Origin of the sequence: Mycetocola zhujimingii, assembly GCF_003065425.1 — a bacterium.
Lineage (GTDB): Bacteria > Actinomycetota > Actinomycetes > Actinomycetales > Microbacteriaceae > Mycetocola_A > Mycetocola_A zhujimingii.
In genome coordinates this window covers 982,248-1,008,952 of the sequence record NZ_CP026949.1, presented here as the reverse complement: position 1 = coordinate 1,008,952, position 26,705 = coordinate 982,248, and the positions used below count along the sequence as shown (strand labels likewise).

Annotated in this window: 24 protein-coding genes; 9 read left to right on the top strand and 15 right to left on the bottom strand. The window is 64.9% G+C overall.

All coding sequences use genetic code 11. The annotated features are described in order from the left end of the window. Positions 1-136: 136 nt before the first annotated feature. Positions 137-532: a DUF1304 domain-containing protein gene (locus C3E77_RS04675; RefSeq protein WP_108390563.1), complete on the top strand. Its 396-nt coding sequence runs from the start codon at positions 137-139 to the stop codon at positions 530-532. A 9-nt stretch (positions 533-541) separates the two neighbouring features. Here C3E77_RS04675 and C3E77_RS04670 read toward each other — a convergent pair whose 3' ends face one another. The 3 genes from C3E77_RS04670 to C3E77_RS04660 all read right to left on the bottom strand — a co-directional run bounded on the left by C3E77_RS04670 (position 542) and on the right by C3E77_RS04660 (position 2,946). Further along, positions 542-1,072, bottom strand: coding sequence for an adenine phosphoribosyltransferase (locus C3E77_RS04670; protein WP_108390562.1), 531 nt, complete (start codon positions 1,070-1,072; stop codon positions 542-544). A gap of 3 nt (positions 1,073-1,075) precedes the next feature. Continuing rightward, complete coding sequence (locus C3E77_RS04665) at positions 1,076-1,450, bottom strand: FKBP-type peptidyl-prolyl cis-trans isomerase (protein WP_108390561.1); 375 nt, start codon at positions 1,448-1,450, stop codon at positions 1,076-1,078. 206 nt (positions 1,451-1,656) lie between these two features. After that, a complete protein-coding gene (locus C3E77_RS04660) occupies positions 1,657-2,946 on the bottom strand; it encodes a PrsW family intramembrane metalloprotease (RefSeq protein WP_108390560.1) in 1,290 nt (429 codons plus the stop codon). A 65-nt stretch (positions 2,947-3,011) separates the two neighbouring features. On the opposite strand from C3E77_RS04660, the gene C3E77_RS04655 reads away from it, so the two are divergent. Further along, positions 3,012-3,905 carry a fumarylacetoacetate hydrolase family protein gene (locus tag C3E77_RS04655; RefSeq protein ID WP_416046387.1) on the top strand — a complete coding sequence of 298 codons (894 nt, stop codon included), beginning with the start codon at positions 3,012-3,014 and terminating at the stop codon, positions 3,903-3,905. A gap of 82 nt (positions 3,906-3,987) precedes the next feature. After that, on the top strand, positions 3,988-4,413 hold the full coding sequence (locus tag C3E77_RS04650; protein WP_108390558.1) for a cytidine deaminase family protein: 426 nt from the start codon (positions 3,988-3,990) through the stop codon (positions 4,411-4,413). 30 nt (positions 4,414-4,443) lie between these two features. Here C3E77_RS04650 and C3E77_RS04645 read toward each other — a convergent pair whose 3' ends face one another. The 3 genes from C3E77_RS04645 to C3E77_RS04635 all read right to left on the bottom strand — a co-directional run bounded on the left by C3E77_RS04645 (position 4,444) and on the right by C3E77_RS04635 (position 8,633). Beyond that, the gene (locus tag C3E77_RS04645; RefSeq protein WP_108393066.1) at positions 4,444-5,985 is read right to left on the bottom strand and encodes an aspartate ammonia-lyase; all 1,542 of its coding nucleotides are present in this window, start codon (positions 5,983-5,985) and stop codon (positions 4,444-4,446) included. 189 nt (positions 5,986-6,174) lie between these two features. Beyond that, the gene (locus C3E77_RS04640) at positions 6,175-7,068 is read right to left on the bottom strand and encodes a phosphodiesterase (RefSeq protein WP_108390557.1); all 894 of its coding nucleotides are present in this window, start codon (positions 7,066-7,068) and stop codon (positions 6,175-6,177) included. Between the two features lie 128 nt (positions 7,069-7,196). After that, positions 7,197-8,633 (bottom strand): NCS2 family permease, encoded by a 1,437-nt coding sequence (locus C3E77_RS04635; protein WP_108390556.1) that lies wholly within the window; start codon positions 8,631-8,633, stop codon positions 7,197-7,199. Positions 8,634-8,825: 192 nt separating this feature from the next. On the opposite strand from C3E77_RS04635, the gene C3E77_RS04630 reads away from it, so the two are divergent. Further along, positions 8,826-10,103: a uracil-xanthine permease family protein gene (locus tag C3E77_RS04630; protein WP_108390555.1), complete on the top strand. Its 1,278-nt coding sequence runs from the start codon at positions 8,826-8,828 to the stop codon at positions 10,101-10,103. Between the two features lie 90 nt (positions 10,104-10,193). Here the strand turns inward: C3E77_RS04630 and C3E77_RS04625 are convergent, their stop codons facing one another. From C3E77_RS04625 to C3E77_RS04610, 4 genes are all read right to left on the bottom strand, one after another. Continuing rightward, positions 10,194-10,526, bottom strand: a complete 333-nt coding sequence (locus C3E77_RS04625) for a peptidase (RefSeq protein WP_232528924.1) — start codon at positions 10,524-10,526, stop codon at positions 10,194-10,196. Continuing rightward, complete coding sequence (locus C3E77_RS04620) at positions 10,523-11,698, bottom strand: inorganic phosphate transporter (protein ID WP_108393062.1); 1,176 nt, start codon at positions 11,696-11,698, stop codon at positions 10,523-10,525. The genes C3E77_RS04625 and C3E77_RS04620 overlap by 4 nt, the downstream gene beginning before the upstream one ends. A gap of 157 nt (positions 11,699-11,855) precedes the next feature. Continuing rightward, positions 11,856-13,766: a DUF2207 domain-containing protein gene (locus C3E77_RS04615; protein WP_108390554.1), complete on the bottom strand. Its 1,911-nt coding sequence runs from the start codon at positions 13,764-13,766 to the stop codon at positions 11,856-11,858. Between the two features lie 68 nt (positions 13,767-13,834). Continuing rightward, on the bottom strand, positions 13,835-14,674 hold the full coding sequence (locus tag C3E77_RS04610; RefSeq protein ID WP_108390553.1) for an aldo/keto reductase: 840 nt from the start codon (positions 14,672-14,674) through the stop codon (positions 13,835-13,837). A gap of 42 nt (positions 14,675-14,716) precedes the next feature. Between C3E77_RS04610 and C3E77_RS04605 the strand changes: the two genes are divergently transcribed. Beyond that, the gene (locus C3E77_RS04605; RefSeq protein ID WP_108390552.1) at positions 14,717-16,846 is read left to right on the top strand and encodes a S9 family peptidase; all 2,130 of its coding nucleotides are present in this window, start codon (positions 14,717-14,719) and stop codon (positions 16,844-16,846) included. 78 nt (positions 16,847-16,924) lie between these two features. On the opposite strand, the gene C3E77_RS04600 is transcribed toward C3E77_RS04605, so the two are convergent. Further along, the gene (locus C3E77_RS04600) at positions 16,925-17,953 is read right to left on the bottom strand and encodes a 6-phosphofructokinase (protein ID WP_108390551.1); all 1,029 of its coding nucleotides are present in this window, start codon (positions 17,951-17,953) and stop codon (positions 16,925-16,927) included. Positions 17,954-18,105: 152 nt separating this feature from the next. Here C3E77_RS04600 and C3E77_RS04595 point away from each other — a divergent pair, with 152 nt between their 5' ends. Next, entirely contained in the window at positions 18,106-18,375 is a 270-nt protein-coding gene (locus C3E77_RS04595) for a mycoredoxin (protein ID WP_108390550.1), read from the top strand. 97 nt (positions 18,376-18,472) lie between these two features. Then, entirely contained in the window at positions 18,473-18,787 is a 315-nt protein-coding gene (locus C3E77_RS04590; protein ID WP_108390549.1) for a hypothetical protein, read from the top strand. 70 nt (positions 18,788-18,857) lie between these two features. Here the strand turns inward: C3E77_RS04590 and C3E77_RS04585 are convergent, their stop codons facing one another. From C3E77_RS04585 to C3E77_RS04570, 4 genes are all read right to left on the bottom strand, one after another. After that, positions 18,858-19,232, bottom strand: a complete 375-nt coding sequence (locus tag C3E77_RS04585; protein WP_108390548.1) for a DUF6804 family protein — start codon at positions 19,230-19,232, stop codon at positions 18,858-18,860. 2 nt (positions 19,233-19,234) lie between these two features. Then, positions 19,235-21,421 carry a DEAD/DEAH box helicase gene (locus C3E77_RS04580; protein WP_108390547.1) on the bottom strand — a complete coding sequence of 729 codons (2,187 nt, stop codon included), beginning with the start codon at positions 21,419-21,421 and terminating at the stop codon, positions 19,235-19,237. A 148-nt stretch (positions 21,422-21,569) separates the two neighbouring features. Further along, positions 21,570-23,798 (bottom strand): heavy metal translocating P-type ATPase, encoded by a 2,229-nt coding sequence (locus C3E77_RS04575; protein ID WP_257791023.1) that lies wholly within the window; start codon positions 23,796-23,798, stop codon positions 21,570-21,572. A gap of 31 nt (positions 23,799-23,829) precedes the next feature. Beyond that, positions 23,830-24,789, bottom strand: a complete 960-nt coding sequence (locus C3E77_RS04570) for a helix-turn-helix transcriptional regulator (protein ID WP_108393058.1) — start codon at positions 24,787-24,789, stop codon at positions 23,830-23,832. A gap of 62 nt (positions 24,790-24,851) precedes the next feature. Here C3E77_RS04570 and C3E77_RS04565 point away from each other — a divergent pair, with 62 nt between their 5' ends. Both C3E77_RS04565 and C3E77_RS04560 read left to right on the top strand, forming a co-directional pair. Beyond that, positions 24,852-25,892 (top strand): ATP-binding cassette domain-containing protein, encoded by a 1,041-nt coding sequence (locus C3E77_RS04565; RefSeq protein ID WP_198410447.1) that lies wholly within the window; start codon positions 24,852-24,854, stop codon positions 25,890-25,892. Beyond that, positions 25,889-26,677, top strand: a complete 789-nt coding sequence (locus tag C3E77_RS04560) for an ABC transporter permease (RefSeq protein ID WP_108390546.1) — start codon at positions 25,889-25,891, stop codon at positions 26,675-26,677. The genes C3E77_RS04565 and C3E77_RS04560 overlap by 4 nt, the downstream gene beginning before the upstream one ends. The last annotated feature ends 28 nt before the right edge of the window (positions 26,678-26,705 follow it).

The window sequence follows — 26,705 nt, the reverse complement described above, 5'->3', positions numbered from 1 at the left end:
ATTTGCCGGTTGTCTCATCCTAGATGGCGGGTCAGTGACCCCCTATGGCGCCCTGGCCGCGCTCCCGGTGTGCTGCGCGCGGCGCTGATTTCCAGCGACACTGGTTCAGGCGAAGCTGCCGCAATAGGCTCAGCCCATGGTCATCCTCATCACGATCGCCGCGACCCTCTCCGCCGCGGTCCACTTCCTCATCTTCTATTGGGAATCAATCGCGTGGACGCGCCCCGCCGTGTGGAAGCGGTTCGGAATCAGAAGCGCTGAGGATGCACAGACCACCAAAGCGTTCGCGTACAACCAGGGCTTCTACAACCTCTTCCTCGGCATCGGTGCGCTCATCGGCTCGATCATGTACGGCATCGGCCGGGCAGACGCCGGTTTCGCACTGGGCATCTTCTGCGTCGCGAGCATGCTCGCCGCCGCAGTCGTGCTCGTGACGAGCGGGAAGGGTCGACTGCCCGCCGCGGTCATCCAGGGCATCTTCCCGCTCATCACGGTCGTGCTTTACATCACCAGCTGGGTGACGGAACGCTGATCCGAACGGTTACTCAGCCGCTTCGGTAACTATCGAGTACAGCTCGTACTCCGCGAGCCGGTCCCGGCCGCCGAGTCCATCGAGCTCGAGTACCACTCCGATTCCGCCGACGACGTAGCCCGCGCGCTCGACCAGCCGGGTCGCAGCGACGGCACTTCCACCGGTCGCGAGGACGTCATCGACAATGAGCACCCGGCTCCCGCTCACGATCTGTCCCGGGTGGATCTCGAAGGTCGCCGTCCCGTACTCGAGGTCGTAGGTCTCCGACAGCACCTCACCGGGAAGTTTGCCTTCCTTGCGGATCGCGACCAGCGGCACGTGTCCGGCGTACGCCAATGCAGCGGCGAGCAGGAAGCCCCTGGCCTCGAGGCCGGCCACCGCATCGTACTTCCCCGCGAATCGCGCGGCGAGGTCATCGATGATCGCGGTGAAGGCATCCGCGTTGGCGAAGACGGGAGTGAGGTCACGAAACACGATCCCCGGCTTCGGAAAGTCGGGGATCGTGTCGCTCAGCTCGAGAACGAGGTCTGAAACGCTCAAACTTTACTTCACGCCAAGCAGGTCGATGACGAAGACGAGGGTCTGGCCGGAGAGCGGGTGTCCGCTTCCTGCGGCGCCGTACGCCAGGGCGGGCGGAACGGTGAGCTTGCGACGACCGCCGACCTTCATGCCGGGGATGCCTTCCTGCCAGCCACGGATGAGGTTAGACAGCGGGAAGTTGATGGGTTCGCCACGGCTCCATGATGAGTCGAACTCTTCACCGGTGTCATAGCTGACGCCGAGGTAGTGCACGTTGACTGTCGACGAGCTCTTGGCTTCGTCTCCTTCGCCGACGGTGATGTCGACGATCTCGAGTTCGGAGGGAGCTGGGCCCTCCGGTGCGTCAATTTCGGGCTTGGTGTTCTGCGATTCGGTCATAGAACAATACAACCGCGTCGGAGTGCGTGCGTCAAAGCGGGTGGGGGGCATTGAAGCTCGAGCTATCGGGCGCTAGTGCGGAAATAGTGCTTGCTTTGCGGCCCGGGCGGGTGCATCCTGAAGTCAAGAAACTCATCGCCCCGTCGACTCGCCGGCAGTGCCGCAGCACGGGGTGGTGGGTTTTTTTCGTGCCAGTCGGCGGGAGCTTACGGCCCGAGCAGCACCTGGCGGTCACCGGCAACAGCGACAAGGAGTTCCTGCTCCGTTTTGCGGTGAACGAGGTCGTTCCGCCCCGTGATGATCCGCTGCCTGGTGAATGCGAGCCGGGTGGCGTCGTTGATGAACTGCTTCATGACGCCCGCCTTGTTTCCCGGCAGCGTGCGAGCCCACGACATGGCCTGCCTGCGCCCTGTCGCTGACGCGAGCATCTGCACTTCCGCTGGAACGAACCACCCGGCGGCAGCATATTCGCTGAGTCTCGCCGCGGTGATCCGGGCCTCGTGCCGGCGCATCAGGATGGTGATCACAATGAGAATCACGAAAATCGGCACCTGGATGAGTACGTAGTACATGGCATACGACTCCAGCGAACTGACCACGAAGAGCGACCCGTTCCACAGCGCGTGCAGGGCGATCGCACCAGCGAGTCCCAGAATGAACCAGCCGATCAGCATCCGGCCACCGCGCAATGCCGCCATGCCGATCGCAAGTCCCGTGAGAGCGGTGAAGGTGACGTGGGCGAATGGCGCGAGGATCGCGCGCATGAAGAATGTGGCACCGAGTTCGCCGAGGCCTCCCTCGACGAGGGCGACGGCGAAGTACTGGATGTTCTCGGTGAACGCGAACCCGGCGGCGACGATCGCTGCGTACACCAGCCCGTCGACGGGACCGGTGAAATGCTTGCGCGTCGCGAAGAACAGAATGAGAACGCCGATGCCCTTGGCCGTCTCTTCGACCACCGGTGCCTGCAGGGCGGCCTGGAGGAACGTCGGGGTCCCCTGTCCTGTCGTGGCCATCGCGGCAATTTCGATGGTGAGACCGACGATGAGGGCGATTGCGACCGACGCAGCGGCCCCCCACAGGAAGCCGAACAACAGCGCGAGTCGGGGTTCCGGTTCCCACCTGTCGACCCAGCGGATCGCCCAGAGCACGACAGCGAGCGGAACGAGGGCGATCAGAAAGCCGACGAGCGTCGCGGCGGGCCCGAGGAAGATCACGAAGTAGCCGAGCACAGAGAAGAGCAGGAGGGCCAGGACCGCAACGGCGATAACGCCCACGATGGCTACGGCCGGCGTACGCGATACGGGCTGCGTCCACACCGGCTGCACCCAGGACTCCGGAGCGACCGGCTGGGCGTAGGTCGGCTGGCCGAATCCGCCCGGCGTGGAGTATGCGGAGCCGGTGTAGATCTGCAGCGGCTGATGACTCGCTGCATCCCGGCCGCGCGCTCGATTGTCTGGAGTGTGCCGGTAACCGCCAGGAAACTCGTTCGCCATTGGATCAGGTTACTGGTTCCCGCGCTCACGAAATGAACCGCAGCGAGGTCCACTACCCTGAGGATGTGAGATTTGCACACCTGATCGATGACGCCCATCCCAGTGCCCCCGGCACGCCCGCCGCTCGACTCGCTGTGATCTCCGGAGACGGTGCTCTCTTCCTCGACGAAATCCTCGATGACGCTCCCGTCGATCTGCAGCACCTTCTTGAGCGGGGCGACGCCGAGCTGGCGCGGGTGAAGTCCCACTCAGACGCTGCACTCGCCCAGGGAGTCGGACTCACCCCTGTGTCTGAGCTCACCCACGCGTCGGCGGTACTCCGCCCGCCGCAGATCATCGCCATCGGCCTCAATTACTCGGCCCACTCCAGTGAGCTCAACGTCAAAGCCGACGCCGCCCCCACTGTCTTCTCCCTCTGGCCCAACTCTCTCTCCGGACACGGAGCAACGACGAGCTGGCCGCGGGCACTGAGCGAGTCGATCGATTACGAGGCGGAGCTCGGCGTCATCATCGGCAAGCACGCCAAAGACGTTTCAGAGGCGGATGCCCTCGACTACGTTTTCGGCTACACGGTCGTCAACGACATCACAGCCCGCGACATCCAGTTTGCCGAGACCCAGTGGAGCCGCTGCAAGTCCTTCGACGGCTTCACGCCGACGGGCCCGACCGTCGTTACCCGCGACGAGATCGCCGATCCGCAGGACCTCCACGTCACGACCATGCTCGACGGGCACCTGATGCAGGATTCGACAACGGGGCTGATGGTCCGCAGTGTGGCGAAGCTCATCGCCCACCTGTCGCGCTCGGCAACACTGCTGCCGGGCACCCTGATCTCCACGGGCAGCCCCGGCGGCGCCGGATACTCCCGGGAGCCGCAGGTCTTCCTTCGCGACTGGTCGACGGTCACGGTTGCCGTCGAGGGCGTCGGAGCCCTCACCACGCACTGCCGGATGACCTGATCGGCTGATCCCGCTGATCCCGCTGACCCGCTGACCCGCAGTCTGGCCAGCACCAGCACCGACCGGCAATAGGCTCGACGACATGGACATGCGCGAGCTCACCCACGACGACATCGACCTCATCGCCGAGGCGACGGCGGTCATCGACGCCAACGCTGATGCCGAGTCCGGGATACACACGGTCGGTGCGGCTGTCAGAGATGCCACAGGCCGCGTGCACCTGGGGGTCAACCTCTATCACTTCACCGGCGGACCCTGCGCTGAACTCGTTGCCCTCGGGGCAGCCCGCAGTGCCAGCGCCCGTGAACTGGTGACGATCGTGGCGGTGGGCGACGGTGGGCGTGGAGTGAAGGCGCCGTGCGGGCGCGACCGGCAGGTGCTCGCCGACTATCACCCCGGCATCCGGGTTATTGTCCCGACACCAGCGGGGGTGCGGAACGTCGCCATCGCGGACCTCCTCCCCCTCGCCTTCGACTGGGTGGCCGAAGAGCAGGCTGCGAGCCACTGACGGACGCGGTCACAAGGTCAGCCAGCCGGGTCAGACCCGATCGGTGCCCTCGACCGCCGTGGCGACCTCTTCTCCGACCGGGCGCGGGTGCGAGTGAGCTGATCCGTCGATGATCGGAATCGCCGTTGTGACCACCTCAAGTCCGGAGAGTCGCGCGGGCGAGAGTTGCCTGGTCACTTCTTCGCGCGTCATCAGCGCCGACTCGACCACGAGATCGGCGATATTTCTCCGGGTCAGGAGCGCTGTCTTCGCGAGGGCCGCTGCCGCTGAGTAGCCGATGTAGGGGGTGAGGGCGGTGATGACGCCGACCGACGAGCCGACCATCGTCTCCAGCCGCTCGAGATTGGCCGTGATGCCGTCGATGCAGTTGACGCGGAGCGTGTGGCACGCCTGGGTCATCCAGGTGATGCTCTGCAGCAACGAGTGCGCGATCACCGGTTCGAACGCGTTGAGCTGGAGCTGCCCGGCTTCGGCAGCCATGGTCACGGTCATGTCCGCACCAACCACAGAGAACGCGACCTGGTTGACGACCTCGGGAATCACCGGGTTGACCTTGCCCGGCATGATGCTCGATCCGGCCTGGACCGGTGGGAGGTTGATCTCGCCGAACCCTGCCTGAGGGCCGCTCGAGAGAAGCCTGAGGTCGTTGCAGATCTTCGACAGCTTGATGGCCGAACGCTTGAGGGTTCCGCTGAACGACATGAACCCGCCGGCGTCGCTCGTCGCCTCGATGAGGTCCGGTGCGGTCTCGAGGCTGAGTCCGGTGATCCGGTTCAGGTGCTTGACGGCAGCGGCCGCGTACCGGGGATCCGCGGTGATTCCTGTGCCGATTGCCGTGGCCCCGAGGTTGATCTCGGCGAGCAGCCACCGAGTCTCGTTCAGCCGCGCGTGGTCTTCGCCGAGGGTTGTCGCGAATCCGTGGAACTCCTGGCCGAGGGTCATTGGAACGGCGTCCTGCAGTTGTGTGCGCCCGACCTTGAGGACGTGACGGAATTCCGCGGACTTCCGGGTAAACGACTCCTTGAGATATTCGAGCTCATCAAGCAGGGTCTGGAGCGAAAAAGAGAGGGCGATCTTGATCGCGGTCGGGTAAACGTCGTTGGTCGACTGGCTGCGGTTCGTGTGGTCGATCGGCGAGAGGTAGCTGTACTCACCCTTGGGCTTGCCGGCGATCTCGAGGGCGACGTTGGTGATGACCTCGTTGGCGTTCATGTTGGTCGACGTTCCTGCGCCGCCCTGGATGACCCCGACCACAAACTGGTCGTGGAACTCGCCGTCGATGATGCGCTGGCATGCCTGGTCGATCAGGGCGCCCTTCTCGGCACTCAGCGCGCCGAGCTCGACATTCGTGCGGGCCGCCGCCTGCTTGACACTCGCGAGGGCCTCGACGAGGTCGGGATAGACCGAGATGGGTCGCTTCGATATCGGGAAGTTCTCCAGCGCTCGTGCGGTGTGGATGCCCCAGTATGCATCGGCGGGAATCTCCAGTGATCCGAGTGAATCGGTCTCGATTCGCGTCTCTCCTGATGAATTCACCGTGAACCCCTCTGTGCTCTCGTCGTCGATCGTCATTCCGCGGGTGGCGGTATTGCTGATTCTCACTGTGGCTCCATCGCCTGTGTCGTGTGCTTGTGGCCGGACAGTTTCGACTGTACCCGCTTCTGGCTGCCCGGATGCTGGCCGAACCGGCATCCGGATGCCGCCGAGCGCGCCGGAATGGCAGGGCGCGTGCACGCGTCGTCCGGGCGGGCCGCGAGCCGCCTATCGCTTGCGCGAGAAGGCTTCGACGCGTTCGTCGGGCGAGAGCGCCTCCATCTCGGCAATGAACTCAGCGCTGAAGGTGTCGGCTGTCTCGAAGTCGCCGATGGGGACCACCGAGTGCGTGATCTGCTGGTCATAGACGTGCACCAGGTTGAAAGACTGTCCGCCGTTCATACCATTGGCCTCTCGCGGCGGCCGCGAGAGATTCATCGTGTAACAGGTCGCAGCGGCAACGGACACAGGCACATCGGCGAATGTCGAGCTGAGTGAGTAGTGGAGGTGCCCCGCGAGGATGGCCCTGACGTCGCGACCGGCGAGCACCTCGGCGAACGGGCGCTGGTGCCTGAGCTCGAGCAGGTCGAACAACGGCTGCGGAGCAGGGACGGGCGGATGGTGCATACCGATCACAGTTCCGAGGCGCGCGGGAACATCGAGCACGGCGTCGAGCCAGTCGAGCTGCGCGTCGGTCAGCTCGCCGTGGTGGAAACCAGGGACGCTCGAGTCCAGACCGATGAACCGAAGTCCGCCCAGGTCCCAGACCCGGTCGACCGGCGCGTCGGACGCCTCCTCGTCGAGAAGCGCTGAACGCATCGCGCCGCGCTCATCGTGATTGCCCATGAGCCAGATGACCTCGGCCCCGAGCCTCCGGGCGACGGGCTCCACTCGCTCGCGGAGGCGAGCATAGGCATCCGTCTCTCCCTCGTCGGTAAGGTCGCCGGTGAAAACGAGCGCCGACGGGCTGATACCCATTGACTCGACCTGCTCGAGTGCGCGCTCGAGAGTGGACTCGGCCGGAAGATCTCCGTGGAGCAATGCCCCGCCGCTCAGGAAGTGCGTATCGCTGAGATGAACGAGCACCTGCTGTGCCTTCGGGTACTGACCGAGCTGAACCATGCGCCCAGCCTAGTTCGGGCCACGGACACAACACCGAAGATGTCACCGGATGAAACACGAGAGCGGGCCGACTGTAACAGTCGGCCCGCTCTCGCAGACGGCGGGCCCTCTGGCCCATCAGGTCAGGGTCAGGCGAACAGCATCTCGATCGGTCCACGTGCGAAGTAGACCACGAAGCCGAGCGCAACGATCCAGAGCAGCGGGCTGATCTCGCGTGCCTTGCCGCTGAGTGCACGGAGGACAACCCACGCAATGAAGCCAGCTCCGATGCCGTTCGCAATGGAGAACGTGAACGGCATGATCGCGATGGTCAGGAAGACCGGGAAGATCACGGAGAAGTCAGACCACGCGATGTCCTTGATTTGCAGCATCATCATGGCACCGACGAGAACGAGGGCGGCAGAAGCAACCTCGCTCGGAACGATGCTCGTGAGCGGGGTAAGGAACATCGCCAGGATGAACAGCACACCGGTGACGATGTTGGCGAGGCCCGTGCGGGCGCCCTCACCGATTCCGGCACCGGACTCGACGAAGACGGTTGCGGAGGACGATGACGTCGCTCCACCGGCAACAGCACCGACGCCCTCGACGATGAGCGCGGACTTGATGCGCGGGAAGTTGCCGTTCTCATCGGCGACCCGCGCCTCCTTGCTGAGGCCGGTCATTGTTCCCATCGCATCGAAGAAGTTCGTGAAGACCAGGGTGAAGACGAGCATGAGTGCGGCGAGTACACCGATGCGCTCGAAGGCGCCGAAGTTGAACGCGCCGATGAGGCCGAGGTCCGGAGCGCTGAAGACCTGGGTCGGAAGCGCGGGAACCGTGAGGCTCCAGCCGCCCGGGTTCTCTCCACCGTTCGACGCGCCGACCGGCCAGATGAGTTCGGTGATCACCGCGAGAACGGTGCCGACCAGGATGGCGATCAGGAGCGCGCCCTTCACCCTGCGGGCGACGAGGACGCCGCCGAGGAGGAGCGTGATCACGAAGATGAGGGTGGGGATCGTCGCGACCGAGCCGTCGACGCCGAGCCCGACCGGCGGCGAGGCCTGGCCGGTTGACGTTGCGAAGCCTGCGTTGACAAGCCCGATGAACGCGATGAAGAGACCGATACCGACGGTGATGCCGATCTTCAGCTGGATGGGCACAGCCTCAAAGATCAGCCGTCGAAGCCCGGTTGCCGCGAGGAGCACGATGAACAGGCCGTTGATGACAACGAGCCCCATCGCTTCGGCCCAGGTGACCTGGCCGACAACACTGAACGCGAGGAACGAGTTGATGCCGAGCCCAGCCGCGAATGCGAACGGCAGTCGGGCAACGAGGCCGAAGAGGATGGTCATCACACCGGCGGTGAGCGCCGTGACCGCGGAGAGCTGGGCGAAGTCGAGAGAGTTGCCGTCGACGTCCACTCCCCCACTCAGGATGATGGGGTTGAGGATGACGATGTAGGCCATCGCCACGAAGGTGACGAGGCCGCCGCGGATCTCACCGCCGAAGGTGGAGCCTCGCTTCGTGATCTCGAAGAATCTGTCGACGCGGTCTTTGACGCTTGGCGCAGTTGAGGATGCCACTCAGGGGCCTTTCCGAACAGGAGAATGGGATGAAACCGACTGGCGCCAGACACACGAGCCGGAAATGTACGACACGTGCACGTGTAACGCGCAGACTGCCAGTTTATTGCCAGCCTTGTGCTCGTCCGCGCACGCCGGTTATTTGCGGGTACGGTATCGCAAGGACCACGCCCGAAAATGAGACGAGATCGAATGAATTTACCCTGGACGCTGCACGGTGACGGTAAGGATGTCGGTGCGCGCGAAGTCGTCGCGCCACAGGAGCGACTGACCTGGCCACGCACGATAGGTCTCGGCGCCCAGCACGTCGTCGCCATGTTTGGCGCCACGTTCCTGGTCCCCATCCTCACCGACTTCCCACCGTCGACCACACTGCTGTTTTCAGGAATCGGCACACTGCTGTTCCTCATCATCACGAAGAACCGCCTGCCAAGTTACCTCGGCTCGTCGTTCGCCTTCATCGCTCCGATCACCGTTGCGACAACAGCGCAGGGAATGGGAAGCGCGCTCTTCGGCATCGTCATCGTCGGCCTTCTGCTCGCACTCGTAGGGCTTCTCGTCCAGTTCACCGGTATCGGCTGGATCAACGCGCTCATGCCGCCGGTCGTCGCCGGTGCCATTGTGGCCCTGATCGGGTTCAACCTCGGCCCTGCAGCCTGGAACAACTTCCAGCAAGCGCCGCTCACCGCGACCATCACGCTCACGGCGGTGATCCTGGCATCCGTCCTCTTCAGAGGCATCCTCGGCCGGATGTCCATCCTCATCGGCGTGATCGTCGGGTACATCGCTGCGGTGGTTGCCGGTGAGATCGACTTCTCCAGTGTTGGCGAGGCGGCCTGGGTGGGTCTGCCCCAGTTCAGCAGCCCCGGCAACCCGTTCACCGACTCAGCACTCTGGGCGGTGCTGCCAGCGTTCCTGCCGGTTGTGCTCGTGCTCGTCGCCGAGAACGTCGGCCACATTCGGGGCGTTGCACAAATGACCGACGACCCCACAATCAACAAACTCACCGGACGGGGCCTCTTCGCCGATGGCCTCGCAACGGTTGTTGCGGGAATGGGCGGCGGTTCGGCAACCACAACGTACGGTGAGAACATCGGTGTCATGGCCGCAACGCGGGTCTATTCAACCGCCGCGTACTGGGTCGCAGGCATCTTTGCCATCCTCCTCGGGCTCTCCCCCAAGGTCGGAGCGGTGATCAACACCATCCCTGCGGGGGTCCTCGGCGGGGTGACGACGGCACTGTACGGCCTGATCGGAATCATCGGCGTGAAGATCTGGATCGACAACCGGGTCGACTTCTCGCTGCCGAAGAACCAGTTCACCGCGGCGATCGCCCTCATTCTCGGCATCGCCAACTACACCCTTCAGTTCGGGGATGTGATCTTCAACGGGATAGCGCTCGGAACCCTCGCCGCGATCATCGTCTATCACGTGATGAACTCTCTCGGTCGGCTCCGCGGGACCGACTAAGGCCAGTCGCGCTGCGCGCCAACAAAGCGCCACGCACAAAGCCCCGGCCGCGACGCATCAAGCGTCGCGGCCGGGGGCTTTCTCGTTCTGCTATCCGTGCAGGGCGGGCACGATGAGGTAGATGCCGAACAGCACTGCCGCGCCACAGAGCGCGAAGCAGGTGTATGCGGCAACAAGAGCGATCCGCTTCTGCATCGGCGACAGCGGGTTCTTCCTGACAGCCTTGGCGGCCTTCTTCGCGGCCGACTTGATCTCGGCCTCCGTGAACACGGTGATCGCGTCGGTGAAGGTGGCCGGCGAGACCACGGGCACGCGGCCCGCCCGCACGAGCAACTTGAGCCCGAGAGAGTACAGGCCGACAACGATGACGGTGCCGGTGAGCGCCGCCAGCAGGACGACGACGAACCCCATCCAGTCGATCACTTGTTCACCTTCTTGATTTCGGGCTCTGGAGCAATCGACACGGCTTCACCTGACGCTGCGACCTCGCTGACGACGTTGTGATGGCCGACCTGGTCGCGGCGTGACCACAGGAAGATGAAGGCGATCGTGCCGATGCCGACGACGGCGTCAACGATCACACCCCAGGTCCCGAGGTGTGCGACGAGGGCGGCGAGGGCACCGACGATGCCAGCAGCGGGAAGCGTCATCAGCCAGCCGAGGCCGATCCTGCCCGCGGTTTTCCAGCGAACTGTCGAACCGCGGCGGCCGAGCCCAGAGCCAATGACGGAACCGGACGCAACCTGCGTTGTCGACAGCGCGAAACCGAGGTGGCTCGACGCGAGGATCGTTGCGGCGGTGCTGGTCTCGGCGGCGAAGCCCTGCGCCGGCTTCACGTCGGTGAGGCCGGTGCCGAGGGTCTTGATGATGCGCCAGCCGCCGACGTAGGTGCCAAGCGCGATAGCGAATGCACAGACGACCACCACCCAGAACTGCACGCCGTCACCCGGTGCCTGGAGGTTGACCGAGATCAGGGCGAGGGTGATGACACCCATCGTCTTCTGCGCATCGTTGGTGCCGTGTGCGAGGGCGACGAGCGAGGAGGAGAAGATCTGGCCGTAGCGGAAGCCCGAACGTCCGTCCGGCTTGCCGTCGTAACGGCGGGTGACGCCGTATGCCAGCTTGGTGGCGACGAAGGCAATGAGCATGGCCGTGAGAGGGGCGAGGAGCGCCGGCAGCAGCACCTTCGAGGTGAGCACGCCGAAATCGATGGCACCGACACCTGCCCCCACGAGGGCTGCACCGATCAGACCGCCGAACAACGCGTGAGAGGAGCTGGATGGCAATCCGAGCAGCCAGGTCAGCATGTTCCAGACGATCGCGCCGATCAGGCCGGCGAAGATGAGCTCCGGCGAGATCAGGACTCCACCTTCACCCTCACGGATGATTCCACCCGAGATCGTTTTGGCGACCTCAGTCGACAGAAACGCACCGATCAGGTTAAGAATCGCCGCGAGCGTGACAGCCATCTTGGGCTTGAGCGCCCCCGTGGCAATCGGAGTCGCCATAGCGTTCGCTGTGTCGTGGAATCCGTTGGTGAAGTCGAAGAAAAGGGCAAGTGCTATAACAAGCACGATAATGAGGGTGATATCCACCGGCATAGTTCTCTGAGTAGGGACTCGCCCGCGCACAGGAATCCCCCAAAAGTTCAGGAGGGGTTCATGTGATCGAGGTTGCCAGTTGAGGGGCCGTAAACGATGATTACACCCCTCGATCCAGCCGTCAACTTGACACCCCCGTTTGGGCAAACGCTCAGCGTCCCCCGCCGCCTCCGCCGCCTCCACCGCCGCCGGAGAACCCACCACCGCTCGAACCACCGCTCGAGCTCGCTGTCGCGCTGGCGGACCACGGTGTTGACGCGCCGGACGAGGTCGCGAAGGTACTCAATCCCGCGGTGAAACCGTATGGCGAGAAGCCCGATCGACTCGAGTACCAGTCAGGATCGGTGCCGGTGGTCTCGTAGTACCTGCCCAGTTCTTCCGCCCACTCCTTCTCGATGCCCCACAGGACAGCGAAGGGAAGCAGCTTCTCGTAGAACTTGATCACCTCGACGGTGTCGCCGGGGTTCACCGCGTCCTCGACGGTCACCCGTTCTGCGCCCTCCGGACTTTGGAGCATGGCGATGCGGTCCTTTTCGGCGAGCGCCAGGTACTCCCTGAGACCAAGAAGGTAATCCTTCACCTCGGCGCCCTGGGGCGTGAGAGCTTTCTTCGACGAGACCGCCACCACCGTGCCGATCAGAGACGCCAGCGCGATGATCAGCCCAAATATGAGCCACGCGTTCGCCGCATATGACGCAACGCCAACGCAGAAGAGCACGAACATCACAGCGAAAACCGCGAGGGAGAACAGGGAGAACCAGCCAGCACGCGGGACTTTGCGTTTCACACGGTAGCCCGCAGCGACCGAGGCATCCGTCGCCTTGATCGTCATGGCCTGAAGCTTCTTGCTGAGCTCGGTGTTCGTTGCGCTGAGCGGCATGATCATGTTCGGGCGCCTCGTGGCGCCGAACAGCGCATCGAGTGCCTTGAGATCAGCGCCTGAGGCGCCCGCGTCGGTGAGGAACTGGATGCGGTAGTTGCGTTTCTTCGCGCCAAGCTTCGACGCCTCACCGTCATCGAGAATGCGGATGTTCCTTCGCACCGCGAGGCTCAGGAACAGGGCGGGGATGGCTTTCGTGATCTTGCCGATCAGGTCGGCAGCCACCACGATGTCGACGCCGGCTGGCACGGTGTACTGCGGCAGTATGGTTCCCCGTCCCGGCGCATCCTGGACGTTCCGTCGCCTCGTGAAGACGGCCGCGATGAACCCGATCAGTCCGACCCCGGCGATCCCGGCGGGAACAACGGTGAAGATGGGCCAGGTCGATGGGATCTCCGGGGTGACGAAGGTACCTGGCTCAAAACCGATGGCCACGGTGAAGGTTTCGTGTGGCGCGAGTCCAGTGACGGGCGAGGCAAACTCGACGTCACCGCCCATCGCCGTCTCTTCAAGTTCACATCTGTCGGTCGAGCCCTCAGGACCCGTGTAGCAGGCCGCGGCGCCCGTCAGCTCGCTCGCCAGTTCCTCGGGCACGACGACGCGCATCTGCGCCTCGGTGAAGGGCTGGTCCCACCCGGTTCCCGGGGCATCCCAGTAGAACTCGTCAGCGTCAGTGTCTGCAAAGGCGCGGACGGCATCCCGCTGGGTGTACTCGATTACATAGGTCTGGGTGCCACGGACATAATCGTCTGTACCGAGCGCGAGGAGGATAAAGCCGTCTTCGGTGTCTGAATCGTCGAATTCGACAGGGTTGCCATCGGCATCCGTCACCGACTGGATCTCGGTGTGCAGATTGACGCCGAGATACCCCTCGGGAATCGCCCGGATGATGCCCTTGTTTTGATCGAACTCAGGAAATTCGGCGACGAAGGTCTCGACGGCGGTGAGCGTTGAGTTGCCGTTGTCGTCCCTGCCGAGCGTGTACTCCCCGTCGAACGAGCTGAAGGTGAAGTCTTCGACATCAGAGCGGATGCCTGCAGTCGCCTGCTGCGGCACGGCGGCGGTCGCAGGGACCCCCACTGACATCACCAACGTCCCCGTGACGGCGATGAAGAGTGCCGCGCGGCGGGCGAACCTGGAACGGACGGACTGTCGGGACGACGATGTCGGGTGGAGCGTCATGGCACCAGCCTAGAAGAGCGCACACCGTTCATGCGCAGGTTCCGCTACGGCGTCGCGGGCCTGGTGCCCTACATCTCTTCGTGAGTGTTGGGATCGCCGCCGAACAGCCGCCCGTTCTCGCGCCCGAGCGCGGTGATCGCGGCGATCTCCTCGGCGGACAGGTCGCCACCGGGCAGTGAGAAGTTCTCCCGCTGCCGCTCAGGGTTCCCTGACTTTGGCAGTGGGACAGTGCCGCGCTGCGTGTGCCAGCGCAGGATGACCTGGACAGGGGTGATCCCGTGTTCGCGAGCGATATCGACGACGACCTTGTCGTTGTATGGCGCTGCGCCCTTACCCAGCGGGCTCCACGCCTCGGTGACGATGCCGCGCTCGGCGTGGAATTGGATGAGGGCCTCCTGCGGGAAGTACGGGTGCACCTCGATCTGGTTCACCGCGGGGAGCACACCGGTCTCGGCGCCAAGCCGTTCGATGAACTCCCGGGTGAAGTTCGATACGCCGATGCTTCGAACCCTGTGGTCCCTCTGCAGTTGCACCATCGCCTTCCAGCTCTCGGCAAACCTGCCAACCGACGGGTTCGGCCAGTGGATGAGATAGAGGTCGATGGTGTCGACACCGAGAGCGTCGGCAGACGCATCGAACGACCGGAGGGTCTCGTCGTAGCCGTGGTCGCGGCCGGGGAGCTTCGTCGTGAGCGTGATCTCCGATCGAGGCACAGAGCTCTCCGCGATCGCGCGGCCGACAGCATCCTCGTTGCCGTAGTTCACCGCGGTGTCGATCAGCCGGTAGCCGATCTCGAGGGCGGATGCCACGGCATCCGTCGCCTCCTGACCCTTCAGCGGGTAGGTCCCGAATCCGATTCCGGGAAGCTGGTTGCCGTCATTGAGCGAGAGCGAGCGGAGAGAAGTCATGTGTCGACCCTATGCCCGGGTGATGCCCGGTAGCGTGGAATCATGCCTGATATTTCTGCACCTCGTGCCGAACCGCGCGCCGAGAAGCGCCCCTCCGAACGGACTCACCACGGCGATACTGTCGTCGACGACTACGAGTGGCTGCGCGACAAGGCAAACCCCGAGGTGATCGCCCACCTCGAAGCCGAGAACGCCTGGACCGATGCGCAGACGGCGTCACTCGCGCCACTCAGGCAAAGCATCTTCGAGGAGATCAAGGGACGAACGCTCGAGACCGACCTCAGCGTTCCTGTGCGCGAGGGTGACTGGTGGTACTACTCGAGGAGCATCGAGGGCCAGGAGTACGCCCTGCACTGTCGGGCGCCCATCACCGACCCGCTCGACTGGACACCGCCGACGCTCACCCCCGGCGTCGACGTCCCCGGTGAACAGGTGCTGCTCGACGGCAACGTCGAGGCCAAGGGGCACGAGTTCTTCTCGCTCGGATCGTTCGACGTCTCGCTCGACGGCCGGCTGCTGGCCTGGGCCGTCGACACCGAGGGTGACGAGCGCTACACCCTCCGCATCCGTGACCTGGCCACGGGCGCCGACCTGCCCGATCAGATTCCCAACACGTCACACGGGGCGACGTTCTCCCCCGACGGTGCCCACGTGTTCTACACGACGGTTGACGAGTCCTGGCGACCTGACACCCTCTGGCGACACGAGGTGGGCACGGCTGCGAGCGCCGATGTCGTCGTTCTCACCGAGCCGGACGAACGGTTCTGGGTTGGCGCAGGGGGCACCCGCAGCGCGAAGTACATCGTGATCGTTGTCTCCTCGAGCGTCACGAGCGAGTGGCTCATCCTCGATGCAGACGACCCGACCGCCGAGCCGCGGGTTATCTGGGAACGCCGCGACGACGTTGAATACTCCCTCGAGCACGCCGTGATCGGGGGCGAGGACTGGTTCCTCATCCTGCACAATGACGGTGCACCGAACTTCGAGCTGGTCGCTGTGCGACCGGATGCCGTCGGCACCGGTCCTGCGGACGGCATCGTCGTTCGGAAACACAGTGATGAGGTCAGGCTCGAGGACGTCGAGGCGTTCGCCGGCCACCTCGTGTTCGGTTACCGGCGGGCGGGGCTCAGCCAGCTCGGTATCGCGACCCTGGACGGGATCGACTCCCCCGCTGCTGTCGCCGTGGACGAGGTGCCGTTTGCCGAACCGCTGTACACCGTCGGCTCGTCGAGGAACCCCGAGTGGACGCAGCCGACGGTCCGGTTCGGCTTCGGTTCGCTGGTGACACCCGCGACGGTGTTCGACCTTGACGTTCGCACCGGCGAGCTCGCGCTGCTCAAACAGCAGCCGGTGCTCGGCGGCTACGACCCGCTGGACTACGAACAGAAACGGGAGTGGGCCGTCGCCGACGACGGGACGCGGGTCCCCATTTCACTGGTCTGGAAAAAGGGCACTGCACACCCGGGGCCGCTCGAGCTCTACGGGTACGGCTCGTACGAGGCGAGCATGGACCCGTCGTTCTCTGTGGCCCGGCTGAGCCTCCTGGACCGGGGCGTCACCTTTGCCATCGCGCACGTCCGCGGCGGTGGCGAGCTGGGCCGCTCGTGGTACGAGAACGGCAAGACACTCACCAAGAAGAACACGTTCACCGACTTCGTCGCGTGCGCCCGTCATCTGATTGCTGAGGGCTACACGACACCAGAGCGGATGGTCGCGGAGGGTGGAAGCGCTGGCGGCCTGCTCATGGGCGCGGTCGCCAACCTTGCCCCTGAACTCTTCGCCGGCATCCTTGCCGCTGTCCCCTTTGTCGACCCGCTCACCAGCATCCTCGATCCTGATCTCCCGCTCACCGTCATCGAGTGGGACGAATGGGGAAACCCTCTGGCCAACGCCGAGGTCTACGAGTACATGAAGTCGTACTCGCCGTACGAGAACGTGCGGGAAGGAGTCACGTACCCGCAGATCCTCGCGGTCACGAGCCTCAACGACACACGGGTGCTCTACGTCGAACCAGCGAAGTGGGTGGCGCGGTTGCGCGACGTTGGCGCGCCGGCGCTGCTCAAGATCGAGATGAGCGCTGGTCACGGCGGAGTCAGCGGCCGGTACAAGGCCTGGCACGAGCGTGCGTACGAGCTGGCATGGCTGCTCAAGGTGCTGGGGCTGGCCGACTAAACGCCGAACGCTGCACATCCATGCTCAAAGCTGCAGAAGTTTCTGCAGCGCGGGCATGGAAGTGCAGCGCTCGATGGCTTAACCGAAGAGTATTGCGGCCTCGTCGTAGCGCTCCTGAGGCACCGTCTTCAGCCCGCCGAGGGCATCCTCGAACGGAACGTTGACGATGTCGGTGCCGCGCAGCGCGACCATGGTGCCCCACTCCTTGTTCATGACGGAGTCGATCGCCGCCATGCCGAGGCGGGTGGCGAGAACGCGATCGTATGCACTCGGAACACCGCCGCGCTGGAGGTGCCCGAGCACCGTGGCGCGGGACTCGATGCCGGTGCGCTCCTCGATGATGGGTGCGAGCACGTCAGCGATACCGCCGAGGCGGGGACGGTTGAACGCGTCGAGCCCCTTCTCGGAGTGAGCACTCTCCATGGTGTCGAGTGTGAATCCCTCTGAGACCACGATGACCGGGGCGCGGCCGCGGTCTCCGACGCTCTTCGCCCACTCGCAGATCTGATCGATCGACTGTGGCTGCTCCGGGATGAGGATCGCGTGGGCGCCTGCTGCCATGCCGGAGTGCAGTGCGATCCAGCCGACGTGGCGACCCATCACTTCGACGACCATGCAGCGCTTGTGCGACTCACCAGTGGTGCGCAGTCGGTCGATCGCCTCGGTGGCGATTTCGACGGCGGTATCGAAGCCAAACGAGTAATCGGTGGCGTCGAGGTCGTTGTCGATGGTCTTCGGCACTCCGACGATCTGGAGTCCGGCATCCGTCAACCGCTTCGCCGCTGCGAGAGTGCCCTCTCCGCCGATCGCGATGAGTGCGTCGATCCCGAGCCTGTCGAGAGTTGCCTGGACGTTCTCGGGGCCGCCGTGCGGGCCCTCGAACGGATTCGTGCGACTGGTGCCGAGGATGGTGCCACCCTGCTTGCCAAGGCCGCGCACGCTGTGGCGGTCGAGCGGCATGGTCAGTCCCTCGACGACGCCCTTCCACCCATCACGAATTCCGATGAACTCCTGGTTGTGGATCTTGGTGCCCTTGAGCACGGCTCCACGGATGACGGCGTTCAGTCCGGGGCAGTCGCCGCCGCTGGTGAGTACACCAATTCTCATAGGGTTACGTTCCTCATACGGTAGATGGGGGAATGAAAAGAGCAGCGTCCTTGCTGCAATGAGGATAGCGTGAAGCGCGCGCCGGGGTTTGACCACCGGCCACCGCGACTCGCGATAACCCGAGAACAGTACCAAGAAAGCCCCACGAATCTATGAGCACAACGACCAGCTACATTCCCGAAGACGGCACCATCACCATGTTCTCGACGGGATGGTGCGGTTACTGTTCACGGCTGAAGAGCCAGCTCGACAAGGCCGGTATCGGTTACACCGAGGTCAACATCGAAGAGGTGCCTGGAACGGCCGAGTTGGTCGCGAGCCTCAACGGCGGCAACCAGACGGTCCCGACGGTGATCTACCCCGACGGCACCTCGGCCACCAACCCGTCCCTCATCGCCGTCAAGGCTGCGCTCGGCGTCTGAGAGACGCAGATTCGGTGTGCTCGCGAGCGGTGAACAGCATCCGCTTCGCGAGCGCAAGGGGTAGCCTCGCCCGTCGTCGTCGCCGTAGCCTCGAGCCATGACCGACGCACAGAACACCCCAAAGACCGGGCCGAACACCGAAAACACCGAGGGCACCGCGAACACGGCGACCTCGAACGACCCGCTGACCGACTTCTCGATTCCGCAGGACGCCGACATCGTCGCTGACGATGCCGCTGGTGACCCGGAGTCACACGACTCAGGTTCCGGTTCGGTCGAGAACAACGCCGCTGGCGACGACGCCGTCACCGACGAGCCCAATGACAAGGCCGACCGTATCGCCGAGAACCCGGCCGTCGACGCCGCGACCCCGGCCGAAGCCGAGGAACTCACTCCAGAGCCAGGCGCCTGACGAAGCCTGCCTCAGCAGAACCCGGGCTGCCCGTAACACAGGCTGCCCGGAACCCCGACCGCCGTTGGCCTCAGCGCTTGCGGCGGTCTTCTGCGTGTACGTCCGCCGGGGTGTCGACCTTGATCATCACACCGGCCGCGACGAACGGGATCGCCGCGATCAGCTGTGCAGCGAACCAGCCGTCGCCCGAGAGCGGCAACGGGAACACGGGGTTCCACAGCACGATGATGGGCACGAGGACGATCAGCCACCAGTACTGCCTGCCCTGGATCGCGAACCAGCCGATGATCACCGCGAGGATGGTCACAGCAAAGTGCACCGCGATGAACCACGAGTCCTCGATGAACGCAACACCCGCCATCAGGACGATGGCAGCGAGGATGCCGGGGGCGAGGGCCGGCCTGGAGAATGTCGGTTCAGCAGACCGTGCCGGTGATTTCGCCACGATTACGCCGCCAGCGCGTCGCGCAGAAGCGCGACGAGTGCGTTGAGCTGGACGGAATCGCTCGTCGTGATCTCCTGGTCGCTTCCGTCGAGTGCGCGAGCCGCGAGGCCCTGCTTGCTGTCGATGAGTTCGGCGATCTTGGCGTCGATGGTGTGAGCTGCGATGATCCGCCACGCGGTCACCGGCTCCTCCTGGCCGATACGGTGAACCCGGTCGATCGCCTGCGTCTGCTCGGCGGCGGTCCAGCTGAGTTCGGCAAGAACGACGTTTGATGCGGCCTGCAGGTTGAGTCCCACTCCGGCAGCGGTGAGCGAACAGACAGCAACGGCCACGTCCGGGTCGTTGTTGAAGGCATCGATCGCTGCCTGGCGGGCGGGCGTCGACTGGTCTCCACGGATCGACACCGTGCGGATGCCGCGGCCGGCGAAGACCTGCTCTGCCGTGTCCATAACGTCGATGTGCTTGGCGAAGAAGACGACCTTGCCCACCGAGTGAGCCAGCTGCGCCGTGTAATCGGCCGCGAGCACTGCTTTCGCCTGGCCGATCTTGCGCACCATGGTGAAGACGTTCTCCGCTCCCCCAGACGCCTTGGACTCGTCGAGTTCGCCCTGTGCGACGAGCCGCATGATGTCGGTGTCCGGCTCTCCGGCCAACGATGCGCGTTCCCCGCGTGCTTCGATGATGCGACGGTACTTCGCGAGCAGCCGTGCGCCGAGTTCGCGCTCGGCGTCGCGGATGGAACGCCCGAGGTCGTCGTCGAGTTCGACGGGGAGGTCGGCGATCATCTTCGACGGCAGGTCCTTGGCGACGTCGATCTTGCGACGACGGACGATGCCCATGTCGATGACGGCGCTGCGAGCCTCAGGATAGAAGTCCCGGTCGGCCGGGGTGAGTCCGGTCTCCTCGAGCTTCGCCATGAGTTCGGGCGCGGGCTTGTCGCCCTCGACCCAGCCGAGGAACTGCCAGATGGCATTGAAGTCCTCGACGTCGTTGATGAGCGGCGTACCGGTGAGCGCGAGCATCAGCGGGTTACCGCCCGGTGTCAACTTTCGGATGCGCGAGGCGAGCGACAACACGTGCTGTGAGCGCTGCGAGTGCAGGTTCTTGATGAAGTGTGCCTCGTCGACCACCATGCCCTTGAACCCGAGGGTTCCCAGCCAGGCGAGGTGGCGGTCGAGCACTTCGTAGTTGACGATGACGACATCGGCGAACGCATCGAGGTCCCGGCCATCACCGTGGATAACCGTTGCGCGGCGGTTCGGCGCCCAGCGCTCGACCTCTCGTGCCCAGTTCATCTTCACGACGTTGGGGACGACGGCGAGCAGCGGCCACGCGTCGGCCACACTGGCGGCGAGGATCGACTCAGCGGTCTTGCCAAGCCCGGGCTCGTCGGCGAGCAGGAAGGTGCGGTGGCCCTCTCGGACCGCTTCAACGAAGCGAGCCTGGTGGCGCATGATCTCGCGGCCCTTGGGTGAGAGCCTGTCGATCTTCGGCGCCTCGGGGAGTTCCATGCTCGCGGCGCGGCCGCCTGAGCCCTGTTCGAACGCCTTGTACAGCGGGCCCATCAGTTCCCAGTTGGAGAGGCGTCCGCGGACGGGCGCCTTCGGCTCGGGCTGGTCGAGGGCCGGCGCCAGGAACGGATTGGCGAGGAGACGCGACTTCACGGACTGCGGGATGACCTGCTTCTCCGCGAGTTCGGCCGGGACAACAGGCTCAAGCACCGGCTTCGTTGTGGTGATGATCAGCTCGTCGGGGCTCAGTTCAGCGCCGGACTCGAGCAGCCAGTCGCGACGCAACTTCTGCGCAACCGGCGTTGTGGCGGCATCCGCTTCGAGCAGCGTGATGAGCGACGTGTCGCGCGCGGCGGTCTTCGCAAGAATGGTTGCAACACCGTCGAGCCGCTTCAGCAGTTCGGCTCGCGTGCTGTCGCTGAGGGTGGTGTCGGCTTTGACCTTTGCCCGTTCCTCACGCACCAGGAACGCGATGACCTGGAACTTGGTCCGGTTCGTTGGCCCGACCTTGCCCTTCTGCGCCTTCGCTTCTACCTCGCGCACCTTGCGGGCGAGGATGGGAATGATCGGGGATTCGTCATCGTGTCGTGACGATGAACCGCGCGACGATGATGCGCGCGATGAAGATCCGCGGGTGGCCTGTCGGCCAGAACTGCGGCGTGTACCGGTGTGCGGCATGCTCCTCCTGAGCAGTCGAATGGCCAGGCGGATGCCGGTGGCCGAGACAGCGGGCGCCGATTACGTGACCAATCGACGCGAAGATGTTCATTGCGGATCGGCACACCCCACACGGCGGGCGCTCGCTCATTCTACGCCATGGAAGAGGTCAGCGTGGTGTGAATGAGCGCAGTCTGAGACTGTTGAGCACCACGAACACGCTGGAGAACGCCATAGCGGCGCCGGCGATGATCGGGTTGAGCAGTCCGAAAGCGGCGAGCGGGAGCGCAGCGACGTTGTAGGCGAACGCCCAGAACAGGTTGCCGCGGATAATGGCGAGCGTCTTTCGCGACAACTCGACGGCGTCGGCAACGCTACCGAGGTCGGAACGGACGAGTGTGATGTCTGACGCCGAGATCGCGGCATCAGTTCCGGAACCCATCGCGATGCCGAGGTCTGCCGTTGCAAGCGCTGCCGCGTCGTTCACCCCGTCACCGACCATCGCAACGCTGTGGCCATCGCCCTGGATGCGCCGGACCTCGTCGACTTTCTGTTCGGGGAGCACGCCGGCGATGACCCTGTCGATCCCGACCTCACCGGCGACGACGCGGGCGGCGCGTTCATTGTCACCGGTCAGCAGGACGACGTCGAGTCCGAGCCTGCGCAGGCGTTCGACGGCGGCGTGCGCTTCGGGCTTGACCGTGTCGGCCACCTCAAGCACGCCTCGAACTTCGCCATCCCAACCGACCACCACCGCTGTCGATCCCGCGGATTCAGCCGCGGTGACGGCATCCGCAAGCTCATCGGGCACGGTGCAACCGTGTTCGGCGGCGAAGGCGGGCCGACCAACGACGACAGCGGACCCGTTCACGGTTCCCGTCACGCCGAGTCCCGCTGCGCTCCTGAAGTCGGACACTGAGTGCGTCACCGCGAGATTCCCATCGGCACCCACACGATCCGCTGCCCCGGCAACGATCGCCCGGGCGATCGGATGCTCCGACGCGGCTTCGAGCGACGCCGCACGCCCGAGCGCGGTTTCGTCGGTCGCCGTCACGCGGGTCAGCGTCATCGTTCCCGTCGTGACCGTGCCCGTCTTGTCGAGCACGACCGTGTCGATCCGGCGCGCCCGCTCGAGCGCTTCAGGACCGGTGATGAGGATGCCCGATTGCGCCCCGCGACTGGTCCCGACGAGAAGTGCGACAGGGGTGGCAAGCCCGAGAGCGCAGGGGCACGCGATGATGAGCACGGCAACCGCCGCGGTGAACCCTGACGAGAGCGGGTTACCGGTGAGCACCCACGCGGCGAACACAACAACGGCGAGGGCGATGACGATGGGTACGAAGACCGCCGAGATCCGGTCGGCCAACCGCTGGGCCTGCCCCTTTCCCAGCTGGGCGGCTTCGACCAGGCGGGCCATCTGGGCGAGTCGTGTCTCGCTTCCGACCCGGGACGCCCGGACGATGAGCCGCCCACCGCCGGCAATCGTTCCACCGATGACGGCATCGCCGGGCGCCACCTCGACGGGGACCGACTCCCCCGTGAGCATGCTGACATCGACGGCGGCTGAGCCGGACTCGACGACGCCGTCGGTGGCGATCGTCTCACCGGGTCGGACGACAAACCGATCGCCGGTCGTGAGCTCGCCAACCGGGATCGTCGTTTCCTGCGGGCCCGACGGTCCGGATCGCAGCACCGTCACATCCTTCGCTCCCAGTTCGAGCAGCGACCGGAGCGCCTCCCCCGCTGCACGACGAGAGCGCTGCTCGATGTAGCGACCGAGGAGAAGGAAGACGGTGACCCCGGCGGCCACCTCGAGATAAATGGTCTCCGACGGGTCGGCGTCCGGGGTGAACAGGCTGAACTCATGCGTCACTCCCGGCATTCCAGCCATACCGAAGAACAGCGCCCAGAGCGACCAGAGGAATGCCGCTCCCGTGCCGAGCGTGATGAGGGTGTCCATGGTGAGCGTGCCGTGGCGGAGATTCAGCCAGGTCGCCCGGTGGAAGGGGTATCCGCCCCAGATCACAACCGGAGCGGCGAGCGCGAGCGACACCCACTGCCAGTTCACGAACTGCCAGGCCGGAACCATCGCCAGAACGACGACCGGAAGCGTGAGGACAGCGCTCACGAGAAGCCTGATGCGAAGTGATGCCGGCTCAGCGCGGGGAGCGGGCTCGGCGAGCGACCGTTCTGGCACCAGCGTTGCCCCATAGCCGGCGGACTCAACCGCCGTCACCAGCTGCTCGGCCGACACAGTGCCAGGAAACTGGACGCTGGCCCGCTCCGTGGCCAGATTGACCTCGGCGGTCACACCGTCCAGCCGGGACAGGCGTTTTTCCACGCGCGCAACGCAACTGGCACAGGTCATCCCCGAAATTTCGAGCGTCGCGGTCTTCACTCCTCCACGGTACCCCTAGGGGGTATTGGTTTCAAACTGCCCGCAGCATCCGCGTCGCCGCTTCCCGGACAAACTCAGCAAACTCGTCGTTTCCCTCGATCCGGTACTCGACGCCCTGCTCGACCCAGGCGAGCGCGCTGATCAGCTCTTCGAACGACCCACCGCCAAGAGGCCAGCGGGTGTGGCCGTCGTCAACCGCTTCGGCTCCGTCCGACCACGGTCCGAACCGGGCCCGCATCTGCTCCAGGGGAATGGCCATCACCACGTCGGCGAGCAGTCGAGGTTCGGCCAGCTGCGAGACCGCGACCTGAATGAACTCCGCGGCGTCTTCGGCGGGCAGGTCACGAGCGTCGAACCGCACACGGGTGTCGAAGAACCTGGTCATCCTGTCGACGCGGAAGGTGCGCCAGTCGGCCCGGGTGACGTCCCAGGCCACGAGAAACCAGTGACGGGACGACGACACCAATGAGTGCGGCTCGACGAGCCGGTCGGTCTGGCACCCGTCACGCGCCTCATAGTGAAACCGGATACGATCCCGATCACGGCACACAAGGGCGAGCTGGCCGAGGAGCTCGGCGGATACCTGCGGCGTGTCCCTGCGGAGCGGCTGCACGTGCGCCGACAGCGCGTTCACCCGCCTGCGGAGTTCGGCCGGGAGCAGGTGCTCGAGTTTAGCGAGCGCGGTCAGCGCCGTGACTTCGCCGTCGGCGATGCCCTCGGTTGCATACGCCCGCAGCCCGATCGCCATCGCGACGGCTTCCTCCTCGGTGAGCGACAGCGGCGGGAGTTCCTGACCGGCCTCGAGCTGATAGCCGCCGATCGACCCCCGCGTTGCCGTCACCCGATAACCGAGGGTTCGCAGCCTGTCGATATCACGGCGGAGGGTGCGCGCCGTCACCCCGAGGCGCTGGATGAGGTCGGAGCTTGGCCAATGCCGGTGAGTCTGCAGCAGGGCGAGAAGTTCGAGAGCCCGAGACGTGGTAGCTGACATATTCTCATTCTCGTGGTTCATCAGGACGGAAAGTGGCCGCATTCGTTTCTAATGTCGGTCTCATGACACGAGACATCATGATTAGCGCACGGGGGCTCAGCAAGGAGTTCACCGTGAAGAAGACCCTCACCGCCGCGGTGACCGACCTCACGATCGACGTCGAACGCGGTGAACTCGTCGCATTCCTCGGGCCGAACGGCGCGGGCAAGTCGACGAGCCTCAGGATGCTGACGACCCTGCTGCCACCGACGAGGGGAACAGCAACCGTTGCCGGCTTCGACATCTCTACCCAAAGTTCCCGGGTGCGGTCACGCATCGGATACATCGGTCAGGGCAACAGCGCCGGCCACAACCACCGGGTGCGGGACGAACTGCTCAACCAGGGATCCTTCTACGGCATGCCGAGAGCGGCAACGGCGAAGCGGGCCGACGAGCTCATCGAGTCACTCGGACTCGTCGGCCTGGAGAAGAGACCGGTGCTCGGCTTGTCTGGCGGACAAAAGCGCCGACTCGACATCGCCCTCGGACTCGTGCACTCCCCCGAGTTGCTGTTCCTTGACGAGCCGTCGACCGGACTGGATCCGCAGAGTCGCGCCAATCTCTGGCAGCACATTCTGACCCTGCGGCGCCAGCACGGCACCACGATCTTCGTGACCACCCACTATCTCGAGGAAGCGGACCAGTTCGCCGAACGGGTCATGGTGATGGACTCGGGCCGAATGATCGCCGACGACACGGCTCCGGCACTCAAATCACGGTTGGCGGGCGACGTTCTCAGCGTCGGGCTCCGTTCTCCCGCCGATGCCGCTCGAACAACCGAGCTCGTCTCGGCGTCGCTCCCGAACGCCCGGTTCAACCGGGCAGCGCACGATGAGCGAGTGCTCGACATCACCCTCGAGCGCGGTGACGAAGTGCTTCCGCGTCTTCTGCGCGACCTCGACGCCGCGGGCATTGCCGTGCGCACGGCGGCACTCCGCCAGCCAACGCTCGATGACGTCTTCCTCGCACTCACCGGTCGAAGCCTCCGAGATGACAGCGCGACCGGCCCCGGGTCCCCCGATTCCGCGACTCCCTCACTCGAGAACACAGAGGTTCGATCATGACCGCTCTCACAGCAACACTCACCGACCGCGACACGCACCTTCCGCGCGACATCTGGAACGTGTTCCGGAGGGAACTCCAACCCCTCCTGCACGATCCCTTCTCGCTCATCTTCAGCCTGGTCCAGCCCGTCATCTTCCTCGGGCTGTTCGGGCCGCTGCTCATCGGGTCTTCGGGAGACCCCGCTCTCGAGGTCCTCGCCTGGTTTGTGCCCGGCATCCTCGTCATGATCGCCCTCTTCGGCGCGAGCGCAACGGGATCGAACCTGCTGTACGAGATGCAGACGGGCTCGCACGAAAGGACACTCGTCGCCCCCATCGCCCGCTCGTCACTCCTCATTGGGAGGGCGCTCAAGGAAATGGTGCCCATCACGGTGCAGGTCGCGGTCATCGCGCTCGTGACCATCCCGTTCGGATTCCAGCCCGGCATCCCGGGAATGCTCCTGACGCTCGTGCTGCTCGCCATCTTCGGCATTGGTCTTGGAGCGCTCAGTTACGCGCTCGCCCTCGCGAGCAGGAAGACCGACTGGATGTTTTGGGTCGTACAGCAGGCGCTGATCTTCCCGCTGATGATCCTGTCCGGGATGCTGCTCCCCCTTGAACAAGGACCCGAGTGGATGCGGGTGGCCGCGTCCATCAACCCGATCAGCCACATTGTCGGTGCGAGCCGGGCATTGCTCGCCGGCGACCTCGGAGCGCCTGTCGTGCTCGGCGGCTTCGCTGCGGCCCTTGCGCTCGCGGCTGTCGGGCTGTGGGTCGGGATCACCGCGATGAAAAAGAGCCACTAGGCATCCGACGCGGCAGGGCCGCTCTTCA

What these genes read in the sequence shown, in the direction of transcription:
- C3E77_RS04595 (WP_108390550.1), top strand. Translation starts at nt 18,106, where the DNA reads ATGAGCACAACGACCAGCTACATTCCCGAAGACGGCACCATCACCATG.
- C3E77_RS04600 (WP_108390551.1), bottom strand. Translation starts at nt 17,953, where the DNA reads ATGAGAATTGGTGTACTCACCAGCGGCGGCGACTGCCCCGGACTGAAC.
- C3E77_RS04610 (WP_108390553.1), bottom strand. Translation starts at nt 14,674, where the DNA reads ATGACTTCTCTCCGCTCGCTCTCGCTCAATGACGGCAACCAGCTTCCC.
- C3E77_RS04590 (WP_108390549.1), top strand. Translation starts at nt 18,473, where the DNA reads ATGACCGACGCACAGAACACCCCAAAGACCGGGCCGAACACCGAAAAC.
- C3E77_RS04570 (WP_108393058.1), bottom strand. Translation starts at nt 24,789, where the DNA reads ATGTCAGCTACCACGTCTCGGGCTCTCGAACTTCTCGCCCTGCTGCAG.
- C3E77_RS04605 (WP_108390552.1), top strand. Translation starts at nt 14,717, where the DNA reads ATGCCTGATATTTCTGCACCTCGTGCCGAACCGCGCGCCGAGAAGCGC.
- C3E77_RS04640 (WP_108390557.1), bottom strand. Translation starts at nt 7,068, where the DNA reads ATGGTTCAGCTCGGTCAGTACCCGAAGGCACAGCAGGTGCTCGTTCAT.
- C3E77_RS04650 (WP_108390558.1), top strand. Translation starts at nt 3,988, where the DNA reads ATGGACATGCGCGAGCTCACCCACGACGACATCGACCTCATCGCCGAG.
- C3E77_RS04665 (WP_108390561.1), bottom strand. Translation starts at nt 1,450, where the DNA reads ATGACCGAATCGCAGAACACCAAGCCCGAAATTGACGCACCGGAGGGC.
- C3E77_RS04565 (WP_198410447.1), top strand. Translation starts at nt 24,852, where the DNA reads ATGACACGAGACATCATGATTAGCGCACGGGGGCTCAGCAAGGAGTTC.
- C3E77_RS04630 (WP_108390555.1), top strand. Translation starts at nt 8,826, where the DNA reads ATGAATTTACCCTGGACGCTGCACGGTGACGGTAAGGATGTCGGTGCG.
- C3E77_RS04645 (WP_108393066.1), bottom strand. Translation starts at nt 5,985, where the DNA reads ATGACGATCGACGACGAGAGCACAGAGGGGTTCACGGTGAATTCATCA.
- C3E77_RS04580 (WP_108390547.1), bottom strand. Translation starts at nt 21,421, where the DNA reads ATGCCGCACACCGGTACACGCCGCAGTTCTGGCCGACAGGCCACCCGC.
- C3E77_RS04615 (WP_108390554.1), bottom strand. Translation starts at nt 13,766, where the DNA reads ATGACGCTCCACCCGACATCGTCGTCCCGACAGTCCGTCCGTTCCAGG.
- C3E77_RS04675 (WP_108390563.1), top strand. Translation starts at nt 137, where the DNA reads ATGGTCATCCTCATCACGATCGCCGCGACCCTCTCCGCCGCGGTCCAC.
- C3E77_RS04660 (WP_108390560.1), bottom strand. Translation starts at nt 2,946, where the DNA reads ATGGCGAACGAGTTTCCTGGCGGTTACCGGCACACTCCAGACAATCGA.
- C3E77_RS04560 (WP_108390546.1), top strand. Translation starts at nt 25,889, where the DNA reads ATGACCGCTCTCACAGCAACACTCACCGACCGCGACACGCACCTTCCG.